Genomic DNA, 17,100 nt, shown 5'->3' with positions numbered 1-17,100 from the left:
GCTTCGCCACTGGGTAAACGCAGTTGAGCATTGGGAATGTCAGTGATGAAATTGCTACCAGCAGTGCGATTGACTAGTTGCAACTGTTCCCCTTTGCTAGTCTGTAAAATAATCTCCAGACCTTTGGCAGTGGGATTTGCCTTCACTGAGATAACTTGCACAACTTCACTTTGTGGCGTGTTTGGTGGTGTTGGCGACTGCACTAATAACAATTTGGCGCTCTGGGCTGGATGCTCTATCTGACTTACTAACCGAATCTGTCGGATTGGTTCAATAGTCTCTCCTTTGGTAATCAGAGGTGTTTCTTGAGTAGAACTTGCGTCAGCGTCACCAGATATCGTATTCTTATCAACTCTAATTGATGGTATTTCCTCGCTTCTAGTAGGACTTGTGGCCAACATGATCAAAAGGCCTGTCAGCAACAAACTAGGAACAAGTTGCTTAGACTTCATTAGACATCTCCAGAAATTAATTATGCGTTACCCAAAATTCTTCGTAGGCACAATTCATGAATTGTGCCTACGTCATTCTCACTCCTATGTCTATTAAATATAGGAGTGAAAATGCATATCAAAGCCTTATACAGTCAGGATCAATATCTCATTTCTAGAGATGTTTATTGTTTTTCTCTCACCAGAACCTTTACCTTTCTCTAGTTTGTGTATAAAGTTTTGTAGACCATGCAATCCTATGTCGGTGAGTAAAAGGGTAATTACCATTCCTTATGGTGCGCCAATTTCCATTGGATTAAGATTTCCCTGGAACAGAAACCTCCCTTTTACCATCCTTTGATGAGTTCCCATTTTGGGAAAATACTCATCATACTTGGGACGTGACCGGACTCTGATTGGAGTCTTTACGTAAGGGTAGCGGGTGTGAATCTGTTAGGGAATTAAGCTTCCCTTGCTAAACGACCATTTCAGTCCGTACCCTATTCAACTAATCACACTAGTACTTGGAGTACTTCAACTGGTCAGATTACAGCAATTTCTACGCCCCTACCTTTAGGTATGGCAATACTGCTCGGTTAAGGAATTTCTTGGTTGAGGCAAGCTTTCTTGAGCAGGGGGAGAGTTTCGCCTCCCCTGCTTCCCCTGCTTATCCGAGCAGTATTGTTAGCTATGGGGTTTCTGATGCCACCTAGAAAAGACGACAAGGGGAGGGAGAGACAAGACGACAAGGGGAAAAAAGAAAAAACCCCTGGTCCACGCGGTTTCAAAAAGAGTGAATTCATTTATGCAGAAGAAGAAAAATTGTTCCCTTGATTGCTTGCAACTAAGTACGTTACGTCCTTGTTTCAGAGCCAATAGATTTATGGGGTTTTCCCCTTGTCTCCTTATGCTCTTTCGCTGACGCTACTGTAGGAATATTATTAAAATTTATTTGCATTAAGTAAAGCAAGCTTAATAAAACAACAAAAAATCAAAGTTTACATATATTAGGGAAATCTGCATAACGTCATTGGTCATATAAAATTTTGTTATATAAAATTGAAATATAGAAAATTTTCATCATATATGTTTTTTATATACTATTTTATTCTCAGTATTAGCAGAGTTAATATTGACTAGCAAAGGTTTTTGAGTGAATGAGCATCAGTAATAAAAGCTACATATAATTATGAAGCGAGATAAAAAACTCCACGCCACTTGCGGGATGGAGCTTTTGGGCATGGGGAAGAAGTTACCTCTTTGGCCAATGCCCTGTTTGGCCCAAGCGATAGGGCGACTATCCCTCTACAGACACCTAGGGATGGAGTTTCCCGTCGCTTTCAATGAATTAAAGATAATTTATTGAAACCTATATAGGTATACTATATTTTTAGCATCTATCAAAAGAAATAAAAATATTTAACTAGATGACAGTTAATTGAAAAAAGATTATTGATAAGTATTCTCTATTGATTTATAGTTGCTAAAAATAATTATTTCTTTTAGAGTAAAAAAGTTAATTAGAAATAACTTTCAATAGAACTGAGTCAAAATTTGTGGAATTGACCAAGCAAGTGTTCGGTCTGGTCTATAAGACAATATTCCCTTGGGGTTTATTCAAGAATAATTCTCGGTGAATAATGTGCAGGCGTAAAGGCAGCACTCTGACTTAGATAGAGTGAAATTTGACATTCAGCTTGTCTGATTCCACAGTTGTTTGGCCCGCATTTCTCACAATTCCTGCGATCGCACTCCTCGTAATCCTTACCCAGAATATGTTTCGGGCATTTTTGATCGGTTCTTTTTTGACGCAGTATGAAAAACCGGAATCTAGACTTCATAAGGCTTTGAGAATTGTGGTGAGAAATCCGGGTTGGGTGTATCTGATAGCTTGAGACCGAAATGACTTTAATTTTTCATAAATTTCCCAAAATTCCGCATCATTATGCGACAGTTGTTGATATTCTGCGTCATCGCAGTTCAACACAGTTGCACGCACAAGCATTCACCTTCCTCGAAGATGGAGAAACACAAGAATCAACGTTAACTTACTATGAGTTGGATCGACGCAGTCGGGCTATAGCATCTCAACTCCAAATCTTAAATTTAAGCGGGCAACGTGCTATATTGCTTTATCCGCCAGGATTAGATTACTTGAGTGCTTTTTTTGGTTGTCTCTACGCTGGAGTCGTGGCGGTTCCAGCTTATCCACCTCAAAATAAGCGCAAAACACCCAGAATACAGGCTATTAGCATAGATGCACAAGCAAGCATCGCTCTGACTACAACAGCGATGCTCCCCACATTACAATCCATACTGGCACAACAAACAAACATAGGAAATTTTCGTTGGCTCGTTACTGACAACCTGGCACAGGGGATAGAAGATTCTTGGCAACAACCTGAAATCAATGCGGATACCCTAGCTTTTTTGCAATACACGTCGGGTTCTACAGGTACACCAAAGGGAGTTATGCTCAGTCATGGCAATCTGCTCCACAATGCTGCCGTGACTTACCAACTCATGGAACATTCTCCCAGCAGCAAATTTGTCTCCTGGCTACCTGTTTATCATGATATGGGGTTGATTGGTGGTATTTTGCAACCTTTGTATGGCGGGTTTGGTTGCATCTTAATGTCCCCAGCATCTTTTCTACAACGACCATTGCGCTGGTTACAGGCGATTTCCCACTACAAAGGCACCACGAGCGGTGCTCCCAACTTTGCTTATGACCAGTGTATTCAAAGGATTACCCAACAACAAAAAGAAACTCTCGACTTAAGTAGTTGGAGTGTCGCGTTTAATGGTGCTGAACCAGTCCGAGGGGAGATTTTAGAGCGATTTGCTGCATCCTTTTCTGAATGTGGCTTTCGTCGGGAAGCATTCTATCCTTGTTACGGCATGGCGGAAGCGACATTGATGGTTTCCGGTGGGATTAAGACAGCCTTAGCCCAAGTAAGAACTGTAGATAAATCTGCACTTTCTCAGAATCAGATAGTCTCAGCAACAGCCCAGAGCAAAGATATCCAAACCTTTGTCAGTTGTGGTCAAACTATTCCTCAACAAGAGATAGTTATTGTGAATCCCGAAAAATTAGACTGCTGTTCACTAGATGAAGTTGGAGAAATCTGGGTATCTGGTCCGAGTGTAGGTCAGGGTTATTGGAATCGTCCTCTTGAAACAGAGCAAACATTCCACGCCTACCTTAAAGATGCAGGGGAGAGGCCATTTTTACGCACTGGTGACTTGGGCTTTTTGCACAATGGAGAACTCTTCATTACAGGTCGAGCCAAAGATTTAATCATTATTCGAGGTCGCAACCTCTACCCACAAGATATAGAGTTAACTGTAGAACGCAGCCATTTATCATTGCGTTCAGCTAGTGGTGCAGCTTTCTCGGTTGAGGTAGAGAAGGAAGAACGATTGGTAGTGGTGCAGGAATTGGAGTTTCGTGCCAAACCAAATCTTGAGGAAGTTATTGCTGCGATTCGTCAGGCGGTTGCAGAAGAACATAAGGTGCAAGTCTATGCAGTAGTGCTAATTAAACCAGGTACTATTCCCAAAACCTCCAGTGGCAAGATTCAACGTCGTGCAACTCGCGCAGAGTTTCTCGCAGGCGAATTGGGGATAATAGCTAGCAGTATCTTCGATAGTGCAGATGACTGGGGGAACGAAGTGAGTCTCAGCCGCGAGGTAATTCTTGCAACTCCACGAGAAAAACGCCTGCCACTGCTAGTACCTTATCTTCAAACACAGATTGCTCGCGTACTAAAAGTTGCACCATCTCAAGTAAAAGAAGAGGTCTCACTAAGTACTTTAGGACTCGATTCATTAATGGTCTTTGAACTCAAAAACCATATTCAAGTAGACCTTGGAGTTACAATATCTATTGAGGATTTCTTCAAAGATGCTAGTGTCGTTCTGCTAGCAACACAAATACTGACTCAACTAACAACAAAAACAGCGTTAGAGCCAAAGCTGGAGCCGATTTCTCGAAGTCAAGAACTACCCCTGTGTCTTGCTCAAGAACGCTTGTGGTTCCTCGACCAATTAGAACCTGGAAACCCATTTTACAATGTTCCTATTGCTGTGCATTTAACTGGGCAGCTAAACACAGCAATGTTAGAACAAAGTCTTAATGAAGTGGTGGGACGTCATGAACCATTGCGAACAAGCTTTTCGGCAGTAGAAGGACGACCAATCCAAGCGATCGCCCCAACCTTAAAAATAACCTTGCCGGTCACAGATTTACCGGGAGCAAGTGTAGAGTCGGCTTTACGCTTTGCTACCGAGTTGGCCCAACAGCCTTTCGACTTGTCCCAAGCACCACTGCTGCAAGCTAAACTCCTACGTTTGACAGAACAGGAGCATATGCTGCTGTTAGTCATGCACCACATTATTTCGGATGGTTGGTCTATTGGCATTCTGATCCGAGAACTGGCAGAAATTTATGAGGCTTTCTCTCATGGCTTACCCTCACCACTTCCTGAACTTTCCATTCAATATGCAGATTTTGCTTATTGGCAGAAACAATGGTTGCAAGGAGAACTACTTGAAAGTCAGGTGAATTACTGGAAGCAGCAATTGAGTGGCAGTTTAGCTGTACTGCAACTTCCTACCGATCGACCACGACCAGCTATACAAACCTACACTGGCAAAAAGCAATTTTTTACGTTTTCTAAGACTCTAAGGGAGGCCGTTAACAACTTGAATCGACAAGAAGGTGTCACTCAGTTTATGACGCTTCTGGCAGTGTTCAAGACTTTGCTATACTGCTATTCAAATCAAGAGGAAATAATAGTAGGTTCGCCCGTTGTTGGTCGCACCAGAAGAGAAATAGAAAAACTCATTGGCTTTTTTCTCAACACATTGGTCTTGCGTACTAACTTATCAGGTGAAATGACTTTCCGCGAATTATTAGGCAGGGTGCGCGAAGTAGCTTTAGGAGCCTATGCTCATCAAGACTTACCCTTTGAGAAGTTAGTGGAGGGATTGCAGCCAGAACGGAATTTAAGCCATAACCCACTGTTTCAGGTGATGTTTATCCTCCAAAATACCCCGATACCAACTATAGAACTTCCAGGGCTGACTCTGCGACCGTTGGAAGCCGATAGCGGTACTTCAAAGTTTGATTTGAAGCTAAGTATTTGGGAAAGTTCAGAAGGTTTTAATGGCTCATTGGAGTATAAAACAGACTTGTTTGATACCACTACTATTGCTCGGATGATAAGTAATTTTGAAATCCTTCTATGGTATATTGTTAAACAGCCTGATATTATAGTTAACGAGTTAGCTATAATACTCGCTAAAGCTGACAGAGAACAACAACTAATAAAAGAACAAGAACTAGAACACATTTCTGTGCAAAAACTCAAGCTGATAAAGCGTAAGATAATTTAGGGAATCTGAAAATTTATCCAACTTAATTTTTGAAAATTTAGTGAAATTAGGAGTACCATAAATGAACTTAATAGAGTCATCAAAAAAAACCTTCAACAACTTTCAGCGTAAATTTACAGCATTTATCGCTCCTTATAACTTAAGTAAAGCAGCAGCTATTTATTCCAATGATAAATGGCCAAGACTTAGATTTGCTCATCGCTATCAAAGTCATTTTGCTCCGTTGAAGTGGAAAAAACTAAAAATTCTTGCAATTGGTATAGGAGGTTATGAGGATCACACAATAGGAGGAGAATCGTTAAAAACGTGGAAAACTTATTTCCCAAACAGTATGGTTTATGGTCTTGATATAATAGACAAAAGGTATTTAGAAGAAGACCGTATTAAAATTTTTAATTGTGATCAAAATGATGAACATTTGATCCAAGAAGTTTTAGCCGAAACTGGCGAACTAGATATTATCATTGAAGATGGTAGTTCTGCAAATGAACATCATATCAAAGCTTTCCACACTTTTTTCCCAGCACTTAAAGATGGTGGCATTTATGCAGCAGAAAATATCCACCACTCATACTGGCCAAGTCTTAAAGATAAAAAGTGGTCAAACTTAGCCAAAGACAGTTTTGAGTTACAAAACTGGATAAATATTGGTGGTAGCCTTGACCTAAACGATCCAAAAACCGTGATGAATATGTTTAAAAGACTTGTTGATGGATTAAATTATGAGGAATTTTTAAATCCAGGATACACTCCTTCATACTTTGATAAAAACATTCTTTCCATACAGTTTTATCATAATTTAGTCATCGTCTATAAAGGAAAGAATGATGAAAAAAGCAATTTTATTGAAAGCAACACATTGCAACCATTTGTTTTGGAAACGCTAGGTGTAAAGTCATTAGAGGAATTAGATTTAGATTTTTCCAAAGCTAATAATTCAATAAATAAATACACCACCCTTGAGGCAACAAAATTACAGCAATAAATCAAGATTTTTGCCTTAGATAAAAAATGGAAGAGAATTCTGGAAGCGTAAAAATTGTAAGAGATAAATAATGAAGATTCCAGACTATCCAAAAATCAGCCTCAACCAAATAAGGTCAAAAAGACGGCAAGGTGTTAATCTCTCGAATGCAGAATTGATCAAAGTAATACCTTTGTTGCCTGAGAAATCCTTACCTTTGCTGTTACAACCTATAGTAGAAGGAATTAATTTAGTAACTTGGACAGCAAGTAATCAAGAATTAATTGCAAAAAATCTACTGAAGCATGGCGGTATCCTGTTTCGTGACTTCCAAGTAACAGATGTGGCAGAGTTTGAAAAATTTATCCAGACAGTTTCTGGAGAGTTGCTGGAATATCGCGATCGCTCTTCACCGCGCAGTCCAATCCAAGGTAATATTTATACTTCAACTGACTATCCTGCCAACTCCAGTATTTTTCTGCACAGCGAACTTTCTTACGCCAAAACCTGGCCTTTAAAGATTTTCTTTTTTTGCATTCAGCCTGCACAACAAGGAGGAGAAACACCAATTGCAGACACTCGCAAATTGTTGCAACGGATTGATGGTAAGATTTGCGATCGCTTCATCGAAAAAGGAGTGATGTATGTTCGCAACTTTGGCGATGGCTTTGGATTACCTTGGCAGACAGTGTTTCAAACAACCAATCCAGCCGAAGTAGAAACCTTCTGCCGTCACAATGGCATAGAATTCGAGTGGAAAGAGGGCAATCGCTTGAGAACCTGCCAAATTAGACAGGCTGTTGCCACCCATCCCCAAACAGGTGAACAAGTGTGGTTCAATCATGCTGTATTTTTTCATGTATCAACTTTGGAACAAAATATCCGCAAGTCATTGTTAGCTGAGTTCCAAGAAGAAGACTTGCCACACAATACTTATTATGGTGATGGATCGCCAATTGAAAAAACCGTGTTAGATGAAATTCGTGCTGTATACCAACAAGAAACTATAATTTTCCCTTGGCAAGCTGGAGATATTTTAATGCTCGATAATATGCTAGCAGCACACGGACGGATGCCATTTGTCGGACAGCGAAAGGTCGTAGTAGGAATGGCAGAAAAATTCAGTAGTAAAGATATTTAGTGCCAAGTACGGAGAATTAGAATGATAGATGAAATGCAGGGTTTTCGACTCTCACCCCAACAAAAACATCTCTGGCATTTACAGGAAAGTGACAACTTCCCTTATTCTTCACAGTGTGCTGTTTTTATAGAAGGGAATCTTGATATTGACACCTTGAGAGTAGCTTTAGAACAAGTTGTCAATCGGCATGAAATCCTCCGTACTAATTTTCATTGCTTACCTGGAATGACTATACCTTTGCAAGTCATTAGAAATAACGGTATTGCCTGGGACGAAAACTACAACTTGAGAGGTTGCACACCTCAAGAACAAGAGGAATTTTTATCAGCCTTACTTGATCAAGTAAACAAACAGCAGTTTGATTTGGTAGAAGGTTCCCCATTATGCCTATCTTTAGTAACTCTGTCGTCATCTAAGTATACTTTGCTTATTAGCTTACCTGCACTTTGTGGAGATGCAGCAACACTCAAAATTTTAGTGCAAGAAATTAGCCAGTCTTATGCAGCTTGCTTGCAAGGTAAAGAACTGGACGATGAACCACTACAATACGCAGATTTGGCTGAATGGCAAAACGAATTGTTAGAAGGGGCAGATACAGAAGCAGGCAGAGACTATTGGCGAAAACAGGATTTTTCAGCGCTGACAAAATTAAAGCTGCCTTTTGAAAAACAGTCTACAGAGCAACTAGAATTTCAGCCTCGAACGCAAAGTTTCACAATTGCCCCTACTTTGTTAGAACAAATTTATACTCTGACTCAGCAGTATAATATTTCAGTGGCTGAGTTTTTCTTAGCTTCGTGGCAGATTTTACTTACGCGTCTTACCAAACAGCAAAATTTGAGTATCGGTGTGGCTTATGAGGGACGCAAGTATCAGGAACTAGAAAAGAGTATAGGATTATTTACTAAATACTTACCGTTAATTTCCAATATAGAACTAGAATCAAGTTTTATTGATATTTTACAGAAAAATCATGCATGTGCAGAGCAGCTTTATAAGTTGCAAGATTACTTTACTTGGGAATCATCAGCACAATCGTATCCCAATACCTTAGGTTTTTTCCCATTTAGTTTTGATTTTGAAGAACTACCAGGAAATCATCTAGCCGCTGATGTATCTTTTTCGATTGACAGACTGTCTACTTGCATTGAAAGATTCAAAGTAAAGCTTTCCTGTAATCGTCAGAATGATACGCTAAGTGTAGTATTTCACTATGACTCAAACTTATTTCATGTAGAAGATATTAAACGGTTATTCGGGCAATTTCAGACGTTGTTAGCTAGTGTGATCGCTCATCCAAAGACAGCAATTAGTCAGTTAGATATTCTCAGTCAAATTGAGAGACAACAACTGCTTAATCTGGTAAATACGAAGCGCGATTATCCTCACAACAAGTGCATTCACCAACTGTTTGAGGAACAGGTAGGAAAAACCCCCAATAAAGTTGCTGTTATCTTTGAAGACCAACAACTGACTTACCACGAACTTAATCAACGGGCTAACAAAATAGCTCACTACCTGCAAAAGCAGAGGGTTGCACCAGAGGTGTTAGTGGGGCTGTGTGTCGAGCGATCGCTTGACATGATAGTTGGACTTTTAGCCATCCTCAAAGCTGGTGGGGCATATGTGCCCTTAGATCCCGCATTACCGAAAGAAGGTTTGGCATTACGATTGCAGAATGCCCAGGTGTCATTAGTCATTAGTCATTCGTCATTGGCAAATAACTTTGAACCAATGACAAATAACAAAAAGCAAACAATAGTAATTTACCTGGATAACGACTGGGAAACTATTATTCAGGAAAATGATCTTAATCCCAATAGCAAGGTAACAAGTGAAAATCTAGTATATGTACTGTTTACCTCTGGTTCTACAGGCACAGCTAAGGGGGTTGCAATTGAACACCGACAATTGCTCAATTACCTATATGCCATCATCGAGCAGTTAAACCTACCAGCAGGTGCTAATTTTGCACTGGTTTCTACATTCGCCGCAGACTTAGGCAACACAGCTATCTTTCCTTGTCTGTTTACGGGAGGTTGTCTGCATGTAATCTCCTACGAACGTGCTACTGACCCAGCAGCTTTGGCAGAATATTGCCGTAGACATCCTATTGACTGTCTCAAGATTGTTCCCTCTCACCTTGCTTCACTGTTAACATCTTCTTCACCAAGGTCTATCCTGCCTAGAGAACGACTTATACTAGGTGGTGAGGCTACCAGTTGGGAACTGATCGAGCAGATTCAAAAGTATGCACAAGATTGCCTGATCTTCAATCACTATGGTCCGACAGAAGCCACTGTAGGTGTACTTACTTATCTAATAGAACTTAATGACGACCTTTCCTGCTATCCAAAATCCCAAACAGTTCCCCTGGGTCGCTCAATTCCTAACACGCAGGTATATGTTCTGGAAGAGAACTTGCAGCCTGCTCCCATAGGACTAAATGGGGAAATATACATTGGTGGGACAACTCTAGCTAGATGCTATCTGAATCAGCCCGAACAGACAGCTGTTAAATTTATTCCCAATCCATTCAGTCAGGAAAAAGGAGCGCGGCTTTACAAAACCGGCGATCGGGCACGCTATTTATCAGACGGCACAATTGAGTTTTTAGGTCGTACCGACCACCAAGTTAAAATTCGTGGCTTCCGTATAGAACTAGGAGAAATTGAGGCAGTACTCAGTCTCCACCCAAATGTGCGGCAAGTTGTCGTCTTAGCAAGAGATTCAGAGTCTAGTCAAAAGTATCTGACAGCCTATGTTGTACCATCTCAAGAATCGCCTATCCTTATTAATGAACTGCGTAACTATATGCAGGCGAGGTTGCCTGAGTATATGCTGCCTTCAACCTTTGTCATGCTCAAGGCACTGCCGCTTACTCCCAACGGCAAAGTAGACCTTCAAGCCCTGCCAGAACCCAACCAAGTACGTCCTGAGTTAGAAACAAGTTTTACAAATCCTCGCACGCCCGTGGAGGAAGTCCTTGCAGGAATTTGGGCTAGACTTCTTGGTATTGAGCGAGTGGGTATTCACGATAACTTTTTTGACTTGGGAGGACACTCTTTACTAGCAACGCAAGTTGTTTCTCAAGTCCGCGAGGCCTTTCAAGTAGAGCTGCGGCTACGTAGTTTATTTGAAACACCAACAGTGGCAGGGCTAGCTGAACTGATTGAAACGGCAGTGAGGGCTGGGCAGAACTTAACAACTACGGCTATTGAGCGGGTGAAACGGGAAGGCGAATTGGCACTGTCGTTTGCTCAACATCGATTGTGGTTTCTTGACCAATTAGAGCCAGGTAATCCTTTTTACAACATTTCTAGTGCTTTACTTTTGAAAGGTTTGCTCAATGTGGCAGTTCTAGAGCAGAGTTTTAATGAAATTGTGCGATGCCATGAAACTTTGCGGACAAGCTTTGCAAGCGTAAACGGGCAACCTGTGCAGGTTATTGCTTCAACACTAAACATTACCTTGCCAATAGTGGATCTTCAGGCATTACCTTTAGACAAACGAGAAGCTGAGGTTCGACAACTAGCTAAATTACATGCGCGATATTCTTTTGACTTAACTCAAAGTCCTTTGCTCAAAAGCAGTCTTTTACGACTGAAAGAAGACGAGCACATATTGCTATTCACGATACATCATATAATTGCTGACGGATGGTCAGCAGGTTTGCTAGTGACTGAAGTAGCTGCACTTTACGAATCATTTAGTCATGGCAAACTCTCGCCGTTGCCCAAACTGCCTATTCAGTACGCAGACTTTGCGGCTTGGCAGCGGCAGTGGTTACAAGCAGAAGTACTACAATCTCAGATATCTTACTGGAAAAAGCACTTAGAGGGCGCACCTGCGGTACTAGAGTTACCTACTGACTATCCACGACCTGCTGTTCAGACTTTCCGGGGTGGTAGTTATTCATTCGAGCTATCTGTTGAGCTATCACAAGCCCTGAAGAAATTGAGCCAGCACCAGGGAAGTACCTTATTTATGACTCTGTTAGCAGCTTTTCAGACGCTGCTATGGCGTTACACGGGCAGTGAAGATATTGTCATAGGTTCGCCCATCGCTAACCGTAACCGTGCAGAAATAGAACGGTTAATTGGATTTTTTGTCAATACCCTAGTACTGCGAACGAACTTTGCAGGTAATCCCACTTTTGAGGAGCTACTGACTCGCGTGCGGGAAGTGGCCCTGGGAGCCTATGCTCACCAAGATTTGCCTTTTGAGCAGCTTGTAGAGGAACTACAACCACCTAGAGACTTAAGCCACACGCCACTGTTTCAAGTGATGTTTGTTTTCCAGAATGCACCGATGTCAGCCTTGGAGTTGCCTGGTTTGAGTTTAAGTCCCCTAGAAAGTAACAGTGGCACGGCAAAGTTTGATTTGACTCTGGAAATGACAGAAACAGCACAGGGACTAGTAGGCAATCTGGAGTACGATACCGATTTATTTGAGTTAAGCACTGTAAGCCGGATGGCAGGACATTTGCAAACCTTGCTTCAGGGGATTGTTGATAATCCACAGCAACTTATATCGGAGTTGCCACTGTTGACCGAGCCTGAGCGGGAGACTTTGCTGATAGAGTGGAATGATACTCAGATGGAGTATTCCCAACACCAGTGTATCCATCAGCTAGACGACAAGGAACAGTTATTAGAATTGAACGATAATGGCAAACAATACCCGATAAATCAAACAATTCACAAGTTATTTGAAAACCAGGTTGAGCAGACACCTCATAATATTGCTGTTGTTTTTAAAAATACTCAGTTAACGTATCAAGAACTAAATGAAAAAGCCAATCAACTTGCTAGATTTTTGCGGAATTCAGTAGTTCAAAAAGGAGAGTTTGTAGGAATACTCAAAGAGCGTGATATTAATTTTTTAATAGGCATACTTGCCATATATAAGGCTGGCGGAGCCTATGTACCGTTTGATAGTACCTATCCGCCAGATAGAATCAAATATATGGTATCAAACAGCGAAGTGAGGATTCTATTAACAGATTCCTCTTGTTTAAACATCTTGGCAGGCTTACTGGAAGATTGTCCGCATTTGAAATCCCTAATCTGTTTAGATGTAAAGCCTAATAACAGAGAGCTTTCTCCACTAACTGATGTCAATATACATGAGCAACTCGATTTCAATAACTTGCCGAAAGAAAATTTAGGAGAGATCAACGTAGAAACCGATCCGGCTTATATGCTCTACACGTCCGGCTCAACTGGATTTCCTAAGGGTGCAATTGTTAGACATGATGGTGCAATTAATCATATTTATGCTCAGTTTGATGCTCTAAAACTAACCAAAGATTTTTGTTTTCTCCAAAGCGCTCCTTCATCGACAGATATTTCTGTTTGGCAATTTTTAGCTCCACTCCTAATTGGTGGAAAAACAGTTATAGTAGATATTGAACAAGGTGTTATACCTGAAAAGTTACTCAATGTTTTAAAAGAAAAAAGAATAACAGTTGTTGAATTAGTACCAGCAGTATTTGGAGGATTACTAGATTATATATCCCAATTACCGACTCACCAAAGATTATTACTAGATATGAAGTGGATGATAGTGACTGGAGAGCCAGTGTCGGTAAACCGGGTGAATCAGTGGTTGAGTTTGTATCCCTCTATTAGAGTAGCTAATGTTTACGGTCCAACCGAAGCTGCCGATGATATCACTCAGTTTGTAGTTGAAAAGCCTCTACCAGACAACCAAAGGTCAGTTCCAATTGGTAAACCTTTAGCAAACTTAAATATTTATATTGTTGACCCAAAAATGAAGTTAGTACCAATTGGTGTTCCTGGAGAAATTTGTGTGTCAGGAATTGGTGTGGGTGATGGATACTGGAAAAATGAAGAAAAAACCAACTTAAGTTTTGTTTCTAACCCGTTTACAAGTACTACAAAACCGTCACTAGGAAATCGCAAAGATTTAATCTACAAAACCGGAGATTTAGGAAGGTGGCTTCCTGATGGGAATATAGAATTCCTTGGGCGTATTGATCATCAGGTAAAGATTCGCGGTTGCCGCATCGAACTGGGAGAAATTGAAGCACATCTGAGCCAACACCCAGCAGTACGAGAAAGTGTAGTAGTCGTTTGCTCAGAAGAAGCTGATTCTCAAAGGTTGGTTGCATATGTCGTCCTTCGTACAGAGCAAATATTGGCAATCACTGAACTGCGCCACTTTTTGGAGTCCAAACTGCCAAACTACATGATGCCTGCAGCTTTTGTCATTCTAGAAGCACTACCACTCACACCTAATGGTAAGATAGACCGCAAAGCGCTGCCTGTACCGAAAATTGATAGATTAGAAAGAGTTTTTGTTGCACCTCGATATCCAGTTGAGGAAGTGGTAGCCGGAATTTGGATTCAAGTTCTTGGGTTAGAGCAGTTAAGTGTCTACGACAATTTCTTTGAGCTAGGCGGACATTCATTATTAGCTACCCAAGTTATTTCCCGCATACGGAAAGCTTTGGAGGTAGAGCTACCGCTACGCCTCTTATTTGAATCACCGACAGTAGCTGAATTATCTAAAAGTATTCGAGAGGTAATGAAGACAGAACTGGGACAACAACTTCCTCCCATTAATCGCGTCTCCCGAGATGGAAATCTACCACTGTCCTTTGCTCAAACCAGACTATGGTTGCTGGATCAATTAGAACCAGGTAGCTCTATGTACAACTCAACAGTTGTCGTGCGCCTTGTTGGTTCTCTGAATGTGGCTGTGCTGGAGCAGGCTTTGACTGAAATTGTATGTCGCCACGAAGCTCTACGTACTACCTTCCCTGCGGTAAATGGACAACCATTTCAGGCGATCGCCCTCGCTAGCCTAACTGTGAAACTACCAGTTGTGGACTTGCGGGAGTTGCCAGAAGCTGAAAGAGAAGCTCTTGTTCAACAACTGACCGCAGAGGAATCCCAACGCACGTTTGACCTAGCCCAAGGTATATTACTGCGATGTACGCTCCTGCACGTCTGCGAGGAAGAGCATATAGTATTATTCACCATCCACCATATTGTCTCAGATGCCTGGTCTAAGGGTGTGTTCGTTCGGGAGTTGGCAGCACTGTACGAAGCCTTTTCTACCGGAAAACCCTACCCACTCCCAGAACTGCTGATCCAGTATGCAGACTTTGCAGTTTGGCAACGACAGCAGTTGCAGGGTGAGGTTCTGGAAGCCCAACTCGCTTACTGGAAGCAGCAATTGGGTAATAACCTCCCAGTTCTCCAATTACCTACAGTTCGTCCACGCGCAGAAGTTAAAACCAGCCCTTGCGCTACTCAATCCTTCATCATTCCCTCCAAAGAGTCCAAAGCACTGCAAACACTCTCGCGCCAAGAGGGTGTCACCTTATTCATGACCCTCCTGGCAGGTTTTCAGGTCTTGCTACAACGTTACACAAATCAGGATGACATCGTTGTGGGCACTGATGTTGCTAACCGTAACCGGGCTGAAGTTGAACCACTGATTGGATTTTTTGTCAATCTGCTAGTCTTACGCACCGACTTGAGCGGAAACCCCACCTTTGGGGAGTTGCTTAAACGAGTACGCTCTGTAGCATTAGGAGCTTATGCTCATCAAGATTTTCCCTTTGATCAATTAGTTAAGGCTTTGCAACCAGAGCGCAATTTAAGCAACACGCCACCACTATTTCAAGTATTATTTGTACTCCAGAATACTCCTATGCTTCCCTTAGAATTGCCAGGTCTGACATTAAGCATGTTAGAAGTTGAAAACAAAATGGCAAGGTTTGATATAGCGCTATTTCTGACAGAAACAGAGCAGGGCATCTTGGGAGAGTGGCAGTACAACACTGAGCTTTTTGATGCCACTACTATCACTCGGATGACAGACAACTTCCAGACGTTGCTCAACAGCATTGTTTCCCAGCCTGATGCGCGAATCGGGAATTTAGAAATGCTTATTCACGCCGAAAGAGAACAACAAGCTTTACAAAAAAGAGAGCGCAAAGCGTCTAAGAGAGAAAAATTTCTTAGCATTGCTCCCAAAGCAGTAAGCCAATCACAACAAAGTTTGATCAAGACCGATTACCTCGAATCAGGGCAAACGTTTCCTTTAGTAATTCAGCCCAATACTGACGAGATTGATTTTGTGGCTTGGACTAAAACTAATCAAAAATTTATAGAAACAGAATTGTTGAAACATGGAGCGATTCTATTTCGAGGTTTTAATGTAGATTCTGTCTCAGAATTTGAAAGTGTTGCCCAGGCAATTTGTCCAGACTTATTCGGTGAGTATGGCGACTTACCTCGTGCTGGAGAAAGCGGTAATGTTTATGGTTCTACTCCTTACCCACCGGATACAGCTATCCTCTTCCACAATGAAAGCTCTCACTTATATCAGTTTCCTTTAAAAATTTGGTTTTTCTGCGTACAACCTGCTGAACAAGGTGGAGAAACACCGATTGTAGACTGTCGGAAAGCTTATCAACTCCTCAATTCCAAACTAGGAGAAGGATTGGCAGAAAAGCAATTAATGTATACTCGTCATTACACTCATGGTTTAGATGTAAGCTGGCAAGATTTCTTTCGTACCAATGACAAATCTTTAGTAGAAAATTACTGTCGTCAGGCTGGAATCGATTTTGAATGGTATGATAATAATAGTCTAGTGACTCGTCAAGTTCGTCCAGTAGTAGCAGTACATCCTAAAACGGGTGAAAAGGTATTTTTCAATCAAATACAGTTACACCATATAGCGTATTTAGATGCAGAAGTTCGAGAATCTCTGTTGTCTTTCTTTGGAGATAAAAAGTTACCACGTAATGTTTATTATGGGGACGGAACTCCCATAGAAGACGAAGTTATTGCAAAAATTAATGAAGTTTATCAGGAGTCGAAGACAAGCTTTCCTTGGCAGAAAGGAGACATTTTAATGCTAGATAATATGCTTGCTGCACACGGACGCTACCCTTATGAGGGGCAACGCAAAATTGTGGTAGCAATGGGAGAAATGATTAAAAGCCAAGACATTACACTTACTAGCAATGGGATTAGTATTGAAAATACCTCCTCAGATTATTTTCAATAGTTATAAATCCTATCTAAATTAGATTTATTGAACACAAACAAAGTGTTGTAGATTCTCTATTAAGGCAATGTATATCGTTGATTTATTAGAGAAGAGATGATATAAAAAGA

6 protein-coding genes are annotated in these 17,100 nt (G+C 41.2%); 5 read left to right on the top strand and 1 reads right to left on the bottom strand.

Annotated features, from left to right (window positions below):
• The coding region (locus ACYTXL_RS26525; RefSeq protein WP_461927309.1) for an AMIN domain-containing protein at positions 1-452 on the bottom strand (452 nt) is incomplete at its 3' end.
• A gap of 1,664 nt (positions 453-2,116) precedes the next feature.
• On the opposite strand from ACYTXL_RS26525, the gene ACYTXL_RS26520 reads away from it, so the two are divergent.
• From ACYTXL_RS26520 to ACYTXL_RS26500, 5 genes are all read left to right on the top strand, one after another.
• On the top strand, positions 2,117-2,326 hold the full coding sequence (locus tag ACYTXL_RS26520) for a hypothetical protein (protein WP_461927308.1): 210 nt from the start codon (positions 2,117-2,119) through the stop codon (positions 2,324-2,326).
• Between the two features lie 7 nt (positions 2,327-2,333).
• On the top strand, positions 2,334-5,831 hold the full coding sequence (locus ACYTXL_RS26515; protein ID WP_461927307.1) for a condensation domain-containing protein: 3,498 nt from the start codon (positions 2,334-2,336) through the stop codon (positions 5,829-5,831).
• A 61-nt stretch (positions 5,832-5,892) separates the two neighbouring features.
• Positions 5,893-6,816 carry a hypothetical protein gene (locus ACYTXL_RS26510; protein WP_461927306.1) on the top strand — a complete coding sequence of 308 codons (924 nt, stop codon included), beginning with the start codon at positions 5,893-5,895 and terminating at the stop codon, positions 6,814-6,816.
• A 70-nt stretch (positions 6,817-6,886) separates the two neighbouring features.
• Positions 6,887-7,936 carry a TauD/TfdA family dioxygenase gene (locus ACYTXL_RS26505; protein WP_461927305.1) on the top strand — a complete coding sequence of 350 codons (1,050 nt, stop codon included), beginning with the start codon at positions 6,887-6,889 and terminating at the stop codon, positions 7,934-7,936.
• A gap of 21 nt (positions 7,937-7,957) precedes the next feature.
• Positions 7,958-16,990, top strand: a complete 9,033-nt coding sequence (locus ACYTXL_RS26500; RefSeq protein WP_461927304.1) for an amino acid adenylation domain-containing protein — start codon at positions 7,958-7,960, stop codon at positions 16,988-16,990.
• Positions 16,991-17,100 lie beyond the last annotated feature (110 nt).

Source organism: Nostoc sp. (assembly GCF_054880495.1).
This window is presented reverse-complemented; position numbering and strand designations above follow the sequence as displayed.